We start from the raw sequence: 16,271 nt of genomic DNA, 5'->3' as shown, positions 1-16,271 counted from the left end.
CGCGGAGCATGGCACCGGCTTCGCCGGTGTTCGCGGGACAAGCCCGCTCCCACAGTCATCGCGCCAACTTTTAGAAGTTGAGCAATGCAGTTGCTCCCACAAGATTACTGCAAGGCTTGAAACCTGCGCAGTACCTGTGGGAGCCGGCTTGCCGGCGATGAGGCCGGTACAGCCTGAATCACATAGCCGTCTTGCCACCATTCACATGCAGCACATGCCCGGTAATGAAGCTCGCCTGCTGCGACGCCACGAACAAGATCGCATCCGCCACTTCTTCCGGCCTGCCAATACGCCCCGCCGGAATGGTCGCCGCCACCATCGGCAACTTGTCCGCGCCATCGGCAATGCGCTCAAGCATCTCGGTAGCGATCGGCCCCGGCGCCACCGCATTGACCCGCACATTGAACTGACACGCTTCCAGCGCCGCCGACTTGGTGAAGCCTTCGATGGCATGCTTGCTGGCCACGTACATCGGCGCCAGCGCATTGCCGCGGCTGCCCATGGTCGACGACAGGTTGACGATGGCGCCCGACGCCTGATCGGCCATGACCCGCAACTGATGCTTCAGGCACAGGAAAGTCCCCAGTGCGTTGGCATTGAACGCGGCCGTATACGCCTCCACCGTCTGCTCCCTGATCGGCCCGCGCGCGCCCTCGTAGCCGGCGCTGTTCACCGCCACATCCAACCGCCCGAAACGCTCCACGCAACGGTCGACCAGCTGGGTCACCTGCGCTTCATCGCTGACATCGGCTTGCACGAACTCAGCCTGTGCGCCCATGGCATGCAACTCGGCCAACAGCTGTTGCCCGGCCTTGGTATTGCGCCCGGAAACGACCAGCCGCGCGCCCTCGCGGGCGAAGGCGATCGCCGTGGCATAGCCAATGCCTGCGGTGGCGCCGGTGATCAGAACCACTTGATGTTCAAACTGCTTGCTCATGGCGGATATCCGAATGCAGAAGTGTAGGGACTTGCAGTTATAGGGATTGCGCCAAGGCGAAAGTTGACGTTTTGGGACACCTTCGGGGTACCTGTCATCAAAGGGAAACCGATTGTCATCTCAGGTCAACAAAGGCGCGGCCGGGCATGCCTATGATCCGGCCAGACTGTGCTTCGACCCTTTCTCAACCCTCGCAAGGACCCGTAACGTGAAAGCCATCCAACTCCAGCGCCCCGGCGGCCTGGACCAGCTGCGCCTGGTCGAACTGCCCATGCCCGGCGCACCGCAACCTGGGGAAATCCAGGTGCGCATCCATGCCAGCTCGCTCAACTACCACGACCTGGGCGTTGTCTGCGGCCAGCTCAAGGTCGACGACAAGCGCATCCCCATGGCTGACGGTGCCGGGGTGGTCACCGCCGTGGGCGCCAACGTGACGGAATTTGCCGTTGGCGATGCCGTGGTCTCGTGTTTCTTCCCCCACTGGCAAGCCGGCCGAGCAGTGCCCAGCACCTTCAAGACCGTACCCGGTGATGGCGTCGACGGCTTCGCCCGCGAGTACGTCAACATGCCCGCCCAGGCCTTTACCCACGCCCCCAGGGGCTACACCCACGAACAAGCGGCGACGCTGACCACCGCCGGCCTGACCGCCTGGCGCGCATTGGTGGTGGACGGCCGCCTGCAGGCCGGCGATACGGTGTTGGTGCTGGGCACAGGTGGGGTGTCGGTGTTCGCCCTGCAAATGGCCAAGGCCATGGGCGCGCGGGTGATCGCCACCACCTCGTCGCAGGACAAGCAGGCCCGCTTGCTGGCACTGGGTGCCGACCAGGTGATCAATTACCGTCAGCACCCCGATTGGGGCGATGTGGTGTTGGCCGCCACCGGTGGGCGCGGTGCGGACATCGTGGTGGAGGTGGGAGGCCCGGGCACCCTGCCCAACTCGATCAGGGCCTGTGCGGCGGGTGGGCACATCGCCTTGATCGGCGTGCTGACCGGCATCGCCGGCAACGTGCCGACCGTCGAGATGATGCGCAAGCAGCAAACCCTGCGCGGCCTGATCGTCGGCAGCCGCGAACAACAGCAGGACATGGTGCGCGCGCTGGAAAACTTCGAATGGCGCCCGGTGATCGACAGCCGCTACCCACTGGAGCGGATTGCCGACGCCTTCGCCCACCAGCGGTCGGCCAAGCACTTCGGCAAGATCTGCCTGCACTACTGAACCCGACAGCGGTGCCGCCCCTGGGCGGCGCCGCCTGCCGGAGCGGTTCATGCCCCCATGTGCATCTCGCGGATCAGCTTCTTGTTGATCTTGCCAACGCTGGTCTTGGGGATGTCGGCCACGAAGTGCACCTGCCGTGGAATGGCCCACTTGTTGATCAGGCCACTCTCGACGAATTGCTTGAGGTGCGTCTCGAGCCCCTGCTGGTCCAGGCTGTCACCCGGGATGCAGACCACCAGCGCGATCGGGCGCTCGCCCCAGTGTTCGTCGGGAATGCCCACCACGGCCACGGCGTTCACCGACGCATGCTGGCTGATCAGGTTCTCCAGTGCCAACGAGCTGATCCACTCACCGCCGGTCTTGATCACGTCCTTGATCCGGTCCTTGATCTCCAGCACGCCGTGGCGGTCGATCGAACCCATGTCACCGGTGTGCAGCCAGCCGTCCTGCCACAGTTCGGCGCCCTTCTCCGGCTCGTGCAGGTAACCCTGGGTCAGCCACGGCGTGCGCACCACGATCTCGCCCAGCGACTCACCGTCGTGGGCTACCTCATTGCCGCTGGCATCGACGATACGCAGATCGACCATGGCCACCGGGGCACCGGTCTTGATCCGTTGCGCCACCTGCTCGCCCATCGGCAAGGCCAGGTCTTCGTCGCGCAGGTGGGTCAGGGTCAGCAGCGGGCAGGTTTCCGACATGCCGTAGCCGCTGAAGATCAGCATGCCGCGCTCGCTGGCCTGGCGTGCCAGGCCGTGGGTCAGCGCACTGCCGCCGAGCAGGATCTTCCAGCGGCTGAAATCGGTGTGCTGGGATTGCGAGCTTTCGAGCATCATCTGCAGCAAGGTCGGCACGCAGTGGGAGAAGGTCACCCCTTCTTCGCGGTACAGCCGCACCAGCTTGTCCGGCTCGTAGCGGCCCGGATACACCTGCTTGATCCCCAGCACCGTGGCCGTGTACGGCACGCCCCAGGCGTGCACATGGAACATCGGTGTGATCGGCATGTACACGTCGCTGGAGCGCAGCAGCGGCTGGCCCTCGTAGGCCGCGAAGGTGCCCAGCTGGTTCAGGGTGTGCAGCACCAACTGGCGGTGCGAGAAGTACACGCCCTTGGGGTTGCCGGTGGTGCCGGTGGTGTAGAACAGCGTGGCCACCGACTGCTCGTCGAAGTCTTCGAACTCGGCTTCGCTGCTCGCCGCGTCCAGCAGCGTCTCGTACTCGCCCAGCACCGGCAACGAAGTGGCCGCGGCCTCCCCGTCGGTCAGTTGCAGGTAGCCTTTGACCGTGCCCAGCTGACCGTGGATCTGCTCCATGAGCGGCACGAAGTCGTCATGCACCAGCACCACGTCGTCCTCGGCGTGATTCATGGTGTAGGCCACCTGCTCCGGCGACAGGCGGATGTTCACCGTGTGCAGCACCGCACCGATCATCGGCACGGCGAAGAAGCATTCCAGCGAACGGTGGCTGTCCCAGTCCAGCAGCGCCACGGTGTCGCCGGCCTGGACGCCGGCTGCGCGCAGCACGTTGGCCAGGCGCCGCACCCGCTGGTCGAGCTCGCGGTAGGTGTAGCGCAGCTTGTCGGCGTAGACGATTTCCTGGTCCGGCTGGTGCCGCACGCCCGACATCAGCAGGCGCTTGATCAGCAGTGGGTAGGTGTAGGCACCAGGTGCCGGCGGCATAATTTTTGTCTTGGCCATGAAGTTTGTTTCCGATTTCCTTGTTCGTTTCGACTCGAAGGCCTGCTTACGCCTGCACCCGCGCTTGCGCGCGCGGCACCGGGGCGCTGTCACAAGGCTGAGGTTCAGCCTCGCAGGGGGTGGGAGCGGCAGCGACAAAGCGCTTGTCGGGCAGCAGGAAGTGCGACAGCGCCGGGATCAGCAGCAGTGCACCGAGCATGTTCCAGAGGAACATGAAGGTCAGCAGGATGCCCATGTCGGCCTGGAACTTGATCGGCGACCAGGCCCAGCCGACCACGCCGGCAGCCAGGGTGATACCCACCAGCCCGACCACCCGGCCGGTGAAGGCCACGGCGTTCTGGTAGGCCTCGCCCAGGGTGCGGCCCTGGCGTTGGTAATGCAGCTGCACGCTGAGCAGGTACAGGGCGTAGTCGACACCGATACCGACGCCCAGGGCGATCACCGGCAAGGTGGCCACTTTCACGCCAATGCCCATGAACACCATCAGCGCCTCGCACAGCACCGAGGTCAGCACCAGTGGCAGCAGCGCCACCAGGGTCGCCCGCCAGCTGCGGAAGGTGATCAGGCAGAACAGCGTCACCGCCAGGTAGACGAACAGCAGCATGGTGCGGTTGGCTTCGCGCACCACGATATTGGTGGCGGCCTCGATGCCAGCGCTGCCGGCAGCCAGCAGGAACTGGCGGTCAGGGGTGCTGTTCTCGCGGGCGAAGCGGTCGGCGATGGCCACCACGTCGTCCAGGGTCTGGGCCTTGTGGTCCTTGAGGTAGGCGATCACCGGCATCATCGAGCAGTCGTTGTTGAACAGCTCCGGCGCGTTGACCGAGGCCTGCTGGGCGGCGTAGTTGAGCATGTCCTGGTTACGCTGCAGGCTGCTCATCTTCGGGTTGCCCTCGAACGAGCCCGCGGTGATCTGGCGCACGGCGTTGACCAGCGACACCGTGGTCTGCACGCCCGGATACTGCTGCAGCTCCCAGGCCAGTCGGTCGGCCAGGATCAGCGTCTTGTAGTTCAGGCAGCCTTCCGGCGCGGTCTTGATCATCACCGCGAACATGTCGCTGGACAGCGCGTAGTGGCTGGTGATGTAGGCGTTGTCGCGGTTGTAGCGCGAGTCCGCACGCAGCTCCGGCGCACCACTGTCGAGGTCGCCGATCTTCAGCTGCAGGCTCACCCAGAAGCCGCCCAGGCCCATCAGCGTGGCGACCAGCACCGCGCCGGTGGCCCACTTGCGCGTGGTGAAGCGGTCGAGCGCGTCCCACAGCTTGCCGAAGCCACGGTGCTCGGCGGCACGCAGGTCGATGCGCAGGGCCCGTTCGGATGCCTTGCGACCCACGCCAACGTAAGACAGCGACACCGGAATCAACAGCAACGAGGTGAAGATCAGCACCGCCACGCCAATGCTCGCGGTGATCGCCAGGTCCTTGATCACCGGGATGTCGATCAGCATCAGCACGGCAAAGCCCACGGCGTCCGCCAGCAGCGCCGTGACCCCGGCCACGAACAGGCGGCGGAAGGTGTAGCGCGCCGCCACCAGCTTGTGGGTACCCCGGCCGATGTCCTGCATGATGCCGTTCATCTTCTGCGCCGCGTGCGACACGCCGATGGCGAAGATCAGGAACGGCACCAGGATCGAGTAAGGGTCGATGGCATAGCCCAGCCAACCGACGATACCCAGCTGCCACACCACCGCCGCCAGCGAGCAGAACACCACCAGCAGGGTGCTGCGCACGCAGCGGGTGTAAAGGAAGATGATCACCAGCGAAGTGACCACGGCCAGGGCGAAGAACATCATCACCTGGATCAGGCCGTCGATCAGGTCGCCCATCAGCTTGGCAAAGCCGATGACCCGTACCTTGTACTTGCCGTGCCCTTCTTCACCCGACAGGCGCGCCTTGGTGTCGCCGTCGAACTCATACTTGTCGCGCAGCTTCTCTTCGAGCATCTGCGAGAACTGCCGGTAGTCGATGCCCCGTCCGGTGGCCAGGTCGTGGTCGAGCAGCGGCACCACCAGCATGCTCGACTTGAAGTCGGTCGCCACCAGGCTGCCGACGATACCGGCACGGCTGATGTTCTGACGCAGCTGTTCGATATCGGCTTGCTTGCCCTGGTAGTCGTCGGGCATCACCGGGCCGCCCTGGAAGCCCTCCTCGGTGACCTCGGTCCAGCGCACACCTGGGCTCCACAACGACTTCATCCAGGCACGGTCGACGCCCTGGGCAAGGAACAGCTCGTCGTTGATCTGCTTGAGCACGTCCAGGTACTCAGGGTCGAAGATATCGCCCTGGGTGTTCTCCACCACCACCCGCACCGAGTTGCCCAGGCCGCGCAGCGACTTGCGGTTCTCCAGGTAGTTCTGGATGTAGGGCTGGCTCTGCGGGATCATTTTCTCGAAGCTGGGGCGCAGTTCCAGGCGGGTCACAGCCACATACCCGAGGACCAGCGTGGCCAGCACCATGAACAGCATGAACAGCGGGCGATAGTTGAAGACCATGCGTTCCAGCAGGTTGCCGGAATGCCGGTCGAAATCCCGCAGGTCGCGGATCACCGGCATGGTGTCTTGCTTGATGTTGGCCATCACGAGGTTCTCTTGTAATTCTTGTGGGTCTTAGTGGGCCGCAAGTACGCGTACGCCGCGCTCGCCTACCAGCACGATGCCGTTGGCGCCGGTCTGCAGAGCGCCGGCCACCGGTGCCAGCGGCACCTGCGGCTGCAAGGCAAAGCTCTGGCCGCCGTCACGGCTGCGCAGCACATGTCCAGCCTGGCTGTACAGCCAGAAGTCACCGCTGCTGTCGAGGCTGGCGGAGGTAATGCTCAGGGCAAGGCCGGTGTCCACCTTGGTCCAGCTCTGCCCGCCGTCGAGGCTTCGCGCCACATGGCCACGCAGGCCATAGGCAAGCACTTCGCCGGGTTTGCCAACCACACCGAACCAGGTGCCCTGGTAAGGGCTTGGCAAGGCGACGAAGCGTTGCTGCTGGGCATCCCACTTGAGCAGCAGGCCCTGTTCGCCGGCCACGTACAGCTCATCGCCCACCGCACGGATGGCATTGAGGTGCAAGCCTTGCGGGTTGTCGGTGCTGTCCTGCATCGGCACCCAGCTGTTGCCGCCGTCGTCGGTACGCAGGATCAGGTTGAACACCCCCACCGCGTAGCCGTGCCTGGCGTCGGTGAACCACACGCCGAGGAACGGCTTGTCGGCGCCCTCCTGCTCCAGGCGCTGGCCTTCGGCGGCGAACTGCGCCCAGCGCTCATCGTCCGGGTGGGCCGTGGCCAGGGCTTGATAATGGGCCGTCACCAACGCGCCGATGCGCCTGCCATCGAGCTGCACTGCCCAGGTGGCACCGCCGTCACCGCTGTGCAGGATCACGCCATCGTTGCCCACCGCCCAGCCTTGCTCGGGCGTGGGGAAAACCAGGGCATTGAGGTCGGCACTCACCGGCACACTGGCCTGGCGCCAGTCCTGGCCCTGGTTGTCGGAATACACGATGTGGCCACGGGGCCCCACCGCCACCAGCCGGTCACCGGCCCGCGCCACATCGCGCAACGCGGTGTGCGACGCCAGTGCGCTGGCCTTGGCCGGCAAGTCCAGCACATCGACATACGCCGCCTGGGCCGCACCGAAGGTGCCGCCCAGGGCGAGCGTGATTGCCAGCGCCAACGGCGCATATTTGTTCAAAGAAGCCATGCCACATCCTCTGCAAAACCTGCCGGCGGCCCTCCAGGGCGGGCCGGCAGGCGGATCGACGGGTTCAGCGAATACCGGCGCCAGCCAGGGCTTCCGGCGACCACTGCGCCTTGGACAGAGGGGTGATGTACTCGATACCGCCGTGTGGGCCGATCAGGCCGTTGACGTTGTAGGTACCACCGACCAGGTCGTAGACCACATGCGGGTTGTTGTTGGGGATCTGCTTGTCGTAGCTCTGGGTGAAGAAGCTGAACGAGCCGCGATACAGCTGGCCACGGGCGTCGTACTGGTCGGATGCCAGAGCGAACCAGCTGTCCTCGTCGAGGTAGAAGCGGCGCTTGGCATAGATGTGGCGAGCATTGCCCTTGAGCGTGCCTTCCACTACCCAGACGCGGTGCTTCTCCCAGCGCACCTGGTCAGGCGACAGGTGGTTCGGGGTGGTCAGGGCTTTCGGGTCGTGGATGTAGGTCAGCTTGTAGGTGTTGTACGGCACGTACATTTCCTTCTTGCCGACCAGGGTCCAGTCGTAGCGGTCCAGCGCGCCGTTGAACACATACACGTCATCGAAGGTGCCCGAGCCTGCGGTACCTGGGTTCGGCGTGTCGTAGGCCAGGTTAGGTGCCAGTTTCACGCGGCGCTGACCTGGCAGGTACTGCCAGGCGCGGCGCTCTTGCACCAGCGGGTTGGCGGCGTCCTTGAGCATCATCGATTCGCCGGCGCGGCGGGCCGGGCCTTCGAAGTACAGCTTGGTCTGGAAGTAGATGTCCTTGGGTTCGATGACCTTGTTCAAGTCTTCGTAGATCGGGTAGGCGTTATAGGCCAGGCCCGTGGTGGCCAGGGCGGCGACACCGGCGGAGTCGACGTTCCAGGAGTCATACTTGGCCTTCTGCGCCACGCCCTGGTAGCGCAGCAGGTGGTTCCACATGGCCTCGGCGCCCGATTGCGGGATCGGGAACGGCACACCCGGCAGGACATTCTCGATGGCCAGGCCATTTTCCAGGGACTTGGCATTGGCGGCGTTCTTCAGGGTGTTGTCGAGCAGCGCCTTGGGCAAGGCGGCGGTACGGTGGCTTGGATAGACGTCGATATGGAAGGTCGGGAAACGCTTGGCCAGTTCCACGGTGGTGGCCGTCAGCTGGTCCTTGTACTTGTCGACGTTCTTGGCGTCGATCACCAGCAGCGGTTTGTCCGCGGCGTAGGGATCGGGGCGCATGCTATCGCCCTGTTTGAAATCGGCAGGCGGGGTGTTCAGGCCCCCTTGGTAGGCCGGAATCGAGCCGTCGGCGTTGGCCGCCTTGTCAGCACCTACCATGGTCAAGTCCTTGCCCAGTCGGGCGACTTCCTGGGCCGGGGCGGCCGCATGGGCCGAACCTGCGATGACGAGCGCAATGGAGGCCGACAGCAGGCTATTGAGATACTTCATCGCTTTTCTCCGCTTTGTTGTTGTACTGGAGCTTTTAGAAGGTGGTCTTGAACGATGCAGTGAGCATGCCGCGGTCCTTCAGCAGCGGCGCGAGGCCGGCCTGCGAAGTGATCTGTCCGGGGATGCACTGGTAGCGTCCGTTGGTGCCTGGGGTGTTGTTGTCGGTACCGGTCTCACAGGTATCGAACTTGCCGAAGGAGTCGACGTACTTCAGGTCGAACTTGTATTTCTGGTAGACGTCTGCGGCGATACCGATCGAGTAGCTGCCGGAGTCTTCGTTACCACCCAGCTGGACAGCCGAGTTGCCTTTCAGGCCGACGTTGTAGGACAGCGGCAGGGTGATATCGACCCCCGGCAGCGCCTGGAACCAGGTCGGGGTGAAGTTGACTGCCAGGGTGTAGGCATTGGTGGTGACCTTGTCGACGCCTTCGTAGGTGGAGTCACCCTTGAAGGTCTGCTCGGCCTCGTCGACGCTGACCAGGTGGGTCATGGCGCCTTCCACGGCCAGCGACGAGGCGTTCCACAGCGGCGTGGCGCCGAAGGTGACCAGGCCGTTGAGCACGACATGGAAGGTCTTGCCGCGGGCCAGACCGGTTTCACCGTGGCCTGGCACTTCACCGATCAGGTTGGTGCCGCCGGCAGTGCCGGCCAGGGCGTCGTACAGTGGGCCGTTGATGGTGCTGAAGTTGCTGATCAGCGGCATGTTCTCGCGGTAGTTGACGTCCAACCCGACGCTGACCGGGCCGACGTTCTTCGCCAGGCTGATGCCGTAGATGTCGATGTCGTCGGCGTAGGCTGTCATGTAGGTGGTGCCAGCCAGGCTGCCGGTGTGCAGGTTGGGGGCGTTGATCAGCACCGCCGGGGTCGGGTCGGAGGTGTTGCGGTAGTAGAAGCCCAGGGTGCCGTCGAGCCATTCCGGGCTCCACTTGGCCATCACGCCGAAGTCGCCCGAGTTGTGTGGACGGATGTCATGCCCGCGGGGCGCTCCGTAGAAGGCACCGGCACCGCCGACGGCGTTGGGTACCGGCAGCCAGAAGATGTCGGCACCTTCGCCGAGCATGTCGTAGCCGCCCATGTAGGTGCCACCTTCCGGCAGGCGCGAGTTGTCGAACTCTAGGAAGTACTGGGCCGCCAGGGTCAGCTCGGGGTTGACCGTAAAGCTCATGGACAGCTGCTTGCGCGGCATGAACAGTTCTTTGGTTTCGGTACCCGGCACGTTGTACAGCTTGGCCAGGTCCAGCGCCGACTGGCCATAGTTGATGCCGTTGGCGGCGTTGAACAGGGTTTCGCCCCAGTACACCGAGTGCCAGCCGAGCTTGCCGCTCAACATCGATTCTTCGCCGACCTCGGTGTTGTAGAACAGGAAGGCGTCGAGGAACTCGCCAGACGGGCCGTTGTAGTAACGGTCGCTGTAGTTGCTCAGGCCGTGACGCTTGGACGGCCCACCCTGCAGCACGGTGCCCGCCGGCAGGTTGCCGACCGGGCGTGCCAGCACCAGGTTGCCGGCATTGCCTGCCTGGCCTGGGAACGGGTTGGAGTTGGAGCCCACATTGTCATAGGCGTGGTCGTACCAGCTGGCGGCACTGACGCGCATGCCCATGGTGTCCTTGTAGACCACATCCAGCTCGGTCAGCAGGTCCAGACGCTGGGTCGTCGCGCTGCCGACGCTGAAGTTCTTGTCGCCGTCGTTGAGGTTGGCGGTATTGGCGATCTTGGCGTTTTCACCTTCGACACGCTGGCCATAGCTGAGCTTGGCGGTGTTGTCGAAACGCACGCTCCAGTCAGGGTTGGAGAGGTCGAGCTGGAATGCCTGTGCAGCCGGCACCCCGCCGATGACCAACAGAGTGACCATCAGGTTGCGGCGGTGAAGGCAGAAGAGAACGTTTTTATTGTTGTTCATGCGATGTCTCTGCTTGGGATGTACAAGGTGCCAGCAATGATCGGGCGCTGGCGGACCCTGGGCGTGCGCGTGCCTTGCGTCGCTTAGTGATCGAGCTGCTGGACGAGCACCTCGGCGTGTGGCCATGGGCCAAAGCCCGAGGCAGGGTTGAGGTGGCCGACGTCGCCGAGGTCGATCAGCGCACTACCCCACTGGTCGGCCATGCAGGCGACCGCTTCGAAGCTGGCCAGGTGATCGTTGCGGCTGGCGGCTACCACGCTTGGGAAGGGCAGACGGCCGCTGGGCAGTGGCGCCCAGCCATTGGCGCGCAGGGTGTCGGGGGTGGGGTAATTGGCCGGCCATTCGGTATCCAGGTCTGGCGGAGCGGCCAGCAAGGCGCCTTTGATCGGGCGCTGGTAGCGTGCAGCCCAGTGCGCCACCATCAGTACCCCGGCGCTGTGCGCGACCAGGATCACCGGGCCCTCGATGCTTGCCAGTTCGCGCTCGATCGCTTCGACGCGGGCGCTGCAGCTGAGCTTGTCGGTTTCCAGCGGCGGCACCGAGCGGACCTTGCCCAGGCGTGCCTGCAAATGGGTTTGCCAGTGTTCAGGTACATGGTCGCGCAAGCCAGGCACGATCAGCACGGTTGCAGTGGTTTGCAGTTTTTCCACGTCGAGGCCCTTTGTTCTTGTTAGGTCGGTCGATTGCCGACTGCTTGGGGCCAGAGTAATGAGTCGCCCTGCCAGGCGCTTTACATTGCGCGTCACGAACTTTTCAGTTGATGACACGCCCTCGGTTGCGCCGACCACCCGTGGCTGGCCGCTCGGAAATGACTTTGCATCTGACGACACAAGCGCTATAAGTGGACAACCCGCCAGCGCAGCGGGAGCTCATCAAGATCACGTGGAAAACAATAAAATGACCGTGCTCGCCCGTGCCGCGACCCTGACCAATTACCTGGAAGTTTCCCGCCATCTAGGCCTGAACGGCCATGGCCTGCTGGCCCAGAACGGCCTCAGCGCTTCTTTGCTGGAAACTCCCGACCAACGTATCCCCGTAGCCGCCGCCATCAACGTGCTGGAAGAGTCGGCGCGACTGAGCGGCTGTGAAGCGTTCGGCCTGCGCATGGCCGAACTGCGCCAGCTGTCGGATTTCGGCGAAGTCAGCCTGCTGATCAGCCACCAGCACTCCTTGCGCGACGCCTTGCAGGTGATCGTGCAGTACCGCCACCTGCTCAACAACGCCTTGGCCATCCATGTAGAAGAGATCGGCAAGACCGTGATCATCCGTGAGGAGGTCATCACCGATCAGCCCATGCACAGTCGCCAGGCCATCGAACTGGCCATTGGCGTGATGCACCGCTTCTGCTCGGCACTGCTCGGCCCGCACTGGCACCCGATCAGCGCCAACTTCACCCACGCAGCGCCCGCCGACCTGGCCATCCACCGGCGCATCTTCGGCTGCAAGCTGGAGTTCAACAGCGACTTCAACGGCATCGTCTGCTCGGCGTCCGACCTCGACACCGCCAACCCCCAGGCCAACGAAGGCATGGCGCGGCTGGCGCAGCGTTACGTGGGGTTGCTGCAGGATGAGAACCTGCCGTCGCTGACCCTCGAAGTGCGCAAGGCGATCTTCCTGCTGATGCCCATGGGCCGCGCCACCATCGAGCACATCGCCCAGACCCAGGGCATGAACGTGCGCACCTTGCAGCGCCGCCTGGAGGAAGAAGGTGCGACCTTCAGCGAGCTGGTCAACGGCGTGCGCCGCGACCTGGTGGTGCGTTACCTGGAAAGCCCCGGCTATTCGCTGGGGCGCATTGCCGACATGCTCGGCTATTCCATGCACAGCTCGTTCACCCGCTGGTTCATCAGCCAGTTCGGCCAACCGCCGGCCAGCTGGCGCGCGCAGCATGAACTGCAGACGCCACCCAAGCGTAATCGCAACGCCGGCCAAGGTTCGGCCGGCGTACGTTGAAGGTCTGGGGCTGTCGGTTACAGCCCCACGCGCATCACCACCAGTACCAGCGCCACCAGGAACACCGTCTCCCCCACCATCAGCAGGATCGGCTTGATGCCCACGGAAGCCAGCTCCTTGAGCTGGGTCTTCATGCCCAAGGCAGCGATCGATACCACCAGGCACCAGCGCGACAGTTCGTTGATACCGCCCTGCACCACCGTCGGCACCCAGCCGGTGCTGTTGACGCACGCCAGGATCAGGAAGCCGACCGCGAACCAAGGCAACAAGGGCGGGCGCTTGCCTGCCGTGTCGGTACCCTGGCGACGCGCGATCATGGCCGCGACGACAATCACCGGCACCAGCATGGCCACGCGCATGAGCTTGACCACCGTAGCGGTATCACCGGTTTCGGTGGACATGCTGTAACCCGCGCCCACCACCTGGGCCACATCATGGATGGTGGCGCCGAGGAATATCCCGGCGGCCTGCGGTGACAGGCCAAAGGCATTGGCAATCATCGGGTAGAGAATCATCGCCAGGGTCGACAGCGCCGAAACGCCGATCACGGTGAACAGCGTGGCCCGTTCCTTCTGCGGGTGATTGGGCAACGCGGCAGCCAGCGCCAGCGCCGCCGAAGCGCCGCAGATCGCCGTGGCGCCACCGGTAAGCATGCCGAACAGGCGCTGGAAACCCATGGCCTTGGCCGCGATCATCGACACCCCGATGGTCACCACCACCAGAATCACCACCAGCGCCACCACCTTCCAGCCAAGACCGGCCATCTGCTCCAGGGTGATGCGCATGCCCAGCAAGGCCACCCCCAGGCGCAGCACGGTGCGCGCGGTGAACTCGATGCCGGCCTTGCACTTGCCTTCGGTGCTCAGGAAGTTCAGCGCCAGCCCCAGCAACAGGGCGAACAGCATCACTGGCGCGCCGTAGTGCTCGGCGAGGAAACTCGCCGCGGCTGCGGCCATCAGGCTGACGATCAGGCCAGGCGCCAGCTCACGCACGCGGTTGTTGACCTGGGTAATTGCAAGCGTGCTCATGACAGCGCCTCCTGGGCGGCCAGGACGATGAACACCCGATCGTCCTCGACCTCTACCGGGTAACTGGGCACCTTGAGCGCCTTGGAATTGAGCAGGTAGCCGCTGGTCAGGTCGAAACGCAGGCCATGGGCGCGGCACTGGATCACCGCACCTTCGAGCTTGCCGGCGCACAGGGACGAACCCTGGTGCGGGCAGCTGTCGTCAATCGCCAGCAGACGTCCGCCGACGTTGAACAGCGCCACGCTCTTGCCCTCGCCTTCGATCAGGCAGCGCTCGCCGACGGCGGGCACCCGCTGCGCCGGCACTTCGATGCGTTGACTCATTGCCCTGCCCCCGTCGAACGGGCCACCGCCATGTGCATGGCTTCGAGCAAGGCTTCCACCGGTTGGGCACCGACCACCTGCAGGCGATCGTCGAAGACGAAGCACGGCACGCCACGGCCCGCGATGTCGGCGCTGGCGCTGACGAACGGCATGCCATCGCCGCGCAAGCTGCCGGCCAGGGCCTGCGGCGCGAAACCGCATTCCTCGGCGATGCGCAACAGCGTGTCGCGATCCCCCAGGTCTTCGCCGCGATGGAAATACGCCGCCAGCAGCCGCTCCATCAGTGCCTCGACCTGTTGCTCGTCGCCCAGTTCGCTGGCATGCAGGAACAGACGGTGGGCGTCGGCGGTGTTGGGCATGCGCTGGATCAGGCTGAAATCGATCTGCTCACCGACCATGCTGGCCGCTTCGCGCACCTGGGCCTGGCGTTGCAGAACCGCTTGCTCGCTGCCCAGGCGACGGCGGTAGAACTCGGCGAAGGGTTGGCCCTGGGCAGGCATCTCGGCCAACAGTTGCACGCCCTGCCAGGCCAGGTCGATTTCGACCTCTGGCTGCACGGCCTTGAACTGCGCCAGTGCACGCTGCAATTGGCGCCGGCCGATCAGGCACCATGGGCAGATGAAATCGAAGTACACATCAATCGACAACGAACGCTTCACGAGCGAGCCTCCTCCAGTACAGGCTGGACAGGCGCCTGGGCGGTTTCACCGTGCTTCAGGCGCGCCATGTCCGGGTGGTAGTGACGCTTGGCGTAGAAGAACACCGCAGCGGCAGCGATGCTGATCAACGGCACCAGCTGGAACGCCGACTGCAAGCCGATCACGTCGGACACCTTGCCGGTGATCAACGGGCCGGTGGCAAGCCCCAGCAGGTTGTTGCTCAAGGTCAGGGTGGCGAACGCGGTGCCGTGCACCGTGTAGTGGGTCAGGTTGGCGACCATGGCGCTGGACGGGCCATTGGTGCCGGCGGCAATCATCATGCCCAAACATATCAGTACAAGCTGTGGCAGCCCCGGCGGCAAGGCGAAGGCGATCGACAGCAACACACAGCTGCCCAGGCAGTAGGCGATGGCCAGGCTGATCTTGCGGTCCGGGCGGCTGCGCCCCAGGCGGTCGCAGAGCATGCCGCACAGGATGATGCCCACACCGCTGCACAGCACGATGATGGCGGCCACGGCGCCGGCCTTGTCGGTGCTCATGGCGTAGTAGCGGTTCAGGTAGCTGGGGAACCACACGATCACCGTACCGCCGACGAACAGCTGCAGGCCGCTGCCGATGTAGGCACTGATGACCGAACGGCTGTTATACAAGGTACGCAGTGGGCGCATGGCCTTGAGCGCAGCCTTGTCCATCGTCTCGGCCAGGCGCTTGGGGGCAATGCGCGCTTCACGCACGATCAAGGGGTACAGAAGCGCCAGGACAAGGCCGAAGAACGCCATGCCGGCGAACGCCCAGCGCCAGCCCAGGTGCTGGGCCATCACGCCGCCCAGGGCCATGCCCAGTACCGAGCCGAACATGCCGCCGGCCATGAACGAGCCGGCCAGGGTGGCGCGCATTTCACGCGGGAACACCGATACCACCACGGCGATGCCGACACTGCCATAGGCAGCTTCACCGACACCGACCATGAAGCGGGCAATGAACATCTGTTGGTAGTCTTCGGCCAGTGCGCAACCCAGCGTGGCCAGGCTCCACATCACCGCCATGAAGGTCAGGCTCTTGACCCGGCCGAAGCGGTCGGCGAGCAACGAAAGAGGGAAGGTCAGCAGGCCGACCATCAACGCGACGATGCCGCTGAGCAGCCCCAGCTGGCTGTCGCTGAGCTGCCATTCCTGCTTGAGCAGAGGGAACACGGCATTGAGCACTTGCCGCGACATGTAGTCGGAAATCAACAGACCGAAGGTCAGGGCGAAGACGATCCAGGCATAGCGCCGTGGGATGCCGAGCGAAGTATCAGTGCCTGGTTCTGCCGCACCAACGTGATAGGTGGCCATGCTGCCTCCTCGGGTATCTGGCTAAAGTTGCTTTTGTTGTTATGAACACTTGCCAAAATCTGTGCTGCTTTTGCTGGCCTCATCGCCAGCAAGCCGGCTCCCACAGGTACCTGTGGGAGCCGGCT

The 16,271-nt window shown here is 64.4% G+C and carries 13 protein-coding genes; 2 read left to right on the top strand and 11 right to left on the bottom strand.

The window, feature by feature from the left end; translation table 11 throughout:
* Positions 1–178: 178 nt before the first annotated feature.
* Entirely contained in the window at positions 179–937 is a 759-nt protein-coding gene (locus PMI38_RS15695; protein ID WP_008095765.1) for an SDR family NAD(P)-dependent oxidoreductase, read from the bottom strand.
* A 208-nt stretch (positions 938–1,145) separates the two neighbouring features.
* On the opposite strand from PMI38_RS15695, the gene PMI38_RS15690 reads away from it, so the two are divergent.
* Positions 1,146–2,153: a zinc-dependent alcohol dehydrogenase family protein gene (locus PMI38_RS15690; protein ID WP_008095763.1), complete on the top strand. Its 1,008-nt coding sequence runs from the start codon at positions 1,146–1,148 to the stop codon at positions 2,151–2,153.
* A 47-nt stretch (positions 2,154–2,200) separates the two neighbouring features.
* On the opposite strand, the gene PMI38_RS15685 is transcribed toward PMI38_RS15690, so the two are convergent.
* The 6 genes from PMI38_RS15685 to PMI38_RS15660 all read right to left on the bottom strand — a co-directional run bounded on the left by PMI38_RS15685 (position 2,201) and on the right by PMI38_RS15660 (position 11,499).
* The gene (locus PMI38_RS15685) at positions 2,201–3,847 is read right to left on the bottom strand and encodes a fatty acid--CoA ligase (protein ID WP_008095761.1); all 1,647 of its coding nucleotides are present in this window, start codon (positions 3,845–3,847) and stop codon (positions 2,201–2,203) included.
* Between the two features lie 46 nt (positions 3,848–3,893).
* On the bottom strand, positions 3,894–6,419 hold the full coding sequence (locus PMI38_RS15680; protein WP_008095759.1) for an efflux RND transporter permease subunit: 2,526 nt from the start codon (positions 6,417–6,419) through the stop codon (positions 3,894–3,896).
* A gap of 30 nt (positions 6,420–6,449) precedes the next feature.
* Positions 6,450–7,526, bottom strand: coding sequence for a WD40/YVTN/BNR-like repeat-containing protein (locus PMI38_RS15675; protein ID WP_008095757.1), 1,077 nt, complete (start codon positions 7,524–7,526; stop codon positions 6,450–6,452).
* 64 nt (positions 7,527–7,590) lie between these two features.
* A complete protein-coding gene (locus PMI38_RS15670; protein ID WP_008095756.1) occupies positions 7,591–8,949 on the bottom strand; it encodes a DUF1329 domain-containing protein in 1,359 nt (452 codons plus the stop codon).
* Between the two features lie 34 nt (positions 8,950–8,983).
* The gene (locus PMI38_RS15665) at positions 8,984–10,849 is read right to left on the bottom strand and encodes a DUF1302 domain-containing protein (RefSeq protein WP_008095755.1); all 1,866 of its coding nucleotides are present in this window, start codon (positions 10,847–10,849) and stop codon (positions 8,984–8,986) included.
* Between the two features lie 83 nt (positions 10,850–10,932).
* Positions 10,933–11,499, bottom strand: coding sequence for an RBBP9/YdeN family alpha/beta hydrolase (locus tag PMI38_RS15660; RefSeq protein ID WP_008095754.1), 567 nt, complete (start codon positions 11,497–11,499; stop codon positions 10,933–10,935).
* A 247-nt stretch (positions 11,500–11,746) separates the two neighbouring features.
* Here PMI38_RS15660 and PMI38_RS15655 point away from each other — a divergent pair, with 247 nt between their 5' ends.
* Positions 11,747–12,802 carry an AraC family transcriptional regulator gene (locus PMI38_RS15655; protein ID WP_008095753.1) on the top strand — a complete coding sequence of 352 codons (1,056 nt, stop codon included), beginning with the start codon at positions 11,747–11,749 and terminating at the stop codon, positions 12,800–12,802.
* Between the two features lie 17 nt (positions 12,803–12,819).
* Here the strand turns inward: PMI38_RS15655 and PMI38_RS15650 are convergent, their stop codons facing one another.
* Genes PMI38_RS15650 through PMI38_RS15635 form a run of 4 tightly spaced genes read right to left on the bottom strand, consistent with a single transcriptional unit; the run spans position 12,820 to position 16,146 of the window.
* Positions 12,820–13,830 (bottom strand): YeiH family protein, encoded by a 1,011-nt coding sequence (locus PMI38_RS15650; RefSeq protein WP_008095752.1) that lies wholly within the window; start codon positions 13,828–13,830, stop codon positions 12,820–12,822.
* Positions 13,827–14,153: a Rieske (2Fe-2S) protein gene (locus PMI38_RS15645; RefSeq protein WP_008095751.1), complete on the bottom strand. Its 327-nt coding sequence runs from the start codon at positions 14,151–14,153 to the stop codon at positions 13,827–13,829. Before PMI38_RS15645 ends, PMI38_RS15650 begins: the two co-directional genes overlap by 4 nt.
* The gene (locus PMI38_RS15640) at positions 14,150–14,812 is read right to left on the bottom strand and encodes a DsbA family oxidoreductase (protein WP_008095750.1); all 663 of its coding nucleotides are present in this window, start codon (positions 14,810–14,812) and stop codon (positions 14,150–14,152) included. Before PMI38_RS15640 ends, PMI38_RS15645 begins: the two co-directional genes overlap by 4 nt.
* On the bottom strand, positions 14,809–16,146 hold the full coding sequence (locus PMI38_RS15635) for an MFS transporter (RefSeq protein ID WP_008095749.1): 1,338 nt from the start codon (positions 16,144–16,146) through the stop codon (positions 14,809–14,811). Before PMI38_RS15635 ends, PMI38_RS15640 begins: the two co-directional genes overlap by 4 nt.
* Between the last annotated feature and the right edge of the window lie 125 nt (positions 16,147–16,271).

It is taken from the genome of Pseudomonas sp. GM84, from assembly GCF_000282535.1.
GTDB lineage: Bacteria > Pseudomonadota > Gammaproteobacteria > Pseudomonadales > Pseudomonadaceae > Aquipseudomonas.
The sequence above is the reverse complement of the archived record's forward strand: the minus strand, read 5'-3'. Positions and strand labels throughout refer to the sequence as shown.

Coding starts and splice junctions, on each gene's coding strand:
- PMI38_RS15695 (WP_008095765.1), bottom strand. CDS start 937: ATGAGCAAGCAGTTTGAACATCAAGTGGTTCTGATCACCGGCGCCACC.
- PMI38_RS15685 (WP_008095761.1), bottom strand. CDS start 3,847: ATGGCCAAGACAAAAATTATGCCGCCGGCACCTGGTGCCTACACCTAC.
- PMI38_RS15680 (WP_008095759.1), bottom strand. CDS start 6,419: ATGGCCAACATCAAGCAAGACACCATGCCGGTGATCCGCGACCTGCGG.
- PMI38_RS15675 (WP_008095757.1), bottom strand. CDS start 7,526: ATGGCTTCTTTGAACAAATATGCGCCGTTGGCGCTGGCAATCACGCTC.
- PMI38_RS15670 (WP_008095756.1), bottom strand. CDS start 8,949: ATGAAGTATCTCAATAGCCTGCTGTCGGCCTCCATTGCGCTCGTCATC.
- PMI38_RS15665 (WP_008095755.1), bottom strand. CDS start 10,849: ATGAACAACAATAAAAACGTTCTCTTCTGCCTTCACCGCCGCAACCTG.
- PMI38_RS15655 (WP_008095753.1), top strand. CDS start 11,747: ATGACCGTGCTCGCCCGTGCCGCGACCCTGACCAATTACCTGGAAGTT.
- PMI38_RS15650 (WP_008095752.1), bottom strand. CDS start 13,830: ATGAGCACGCTTGCAATTACCCAGGTCAACAACCGCGTGCGTGAGCTG.
- PMI38_RS15645 (WP_008095751.1), bottom strand. CDS start 14,153: ATGAGTCAACGCATCGAAGTGCCGGCGCAGCGGGTGCCCGCCGTCGGC.
- PMI38_RS15635 (WP_008095749.1), bottom strand. CDS start 16,146: ATGGCCACCTATCACGTTGGTGCGGCAGAACCAGGCACTGATACTTCG.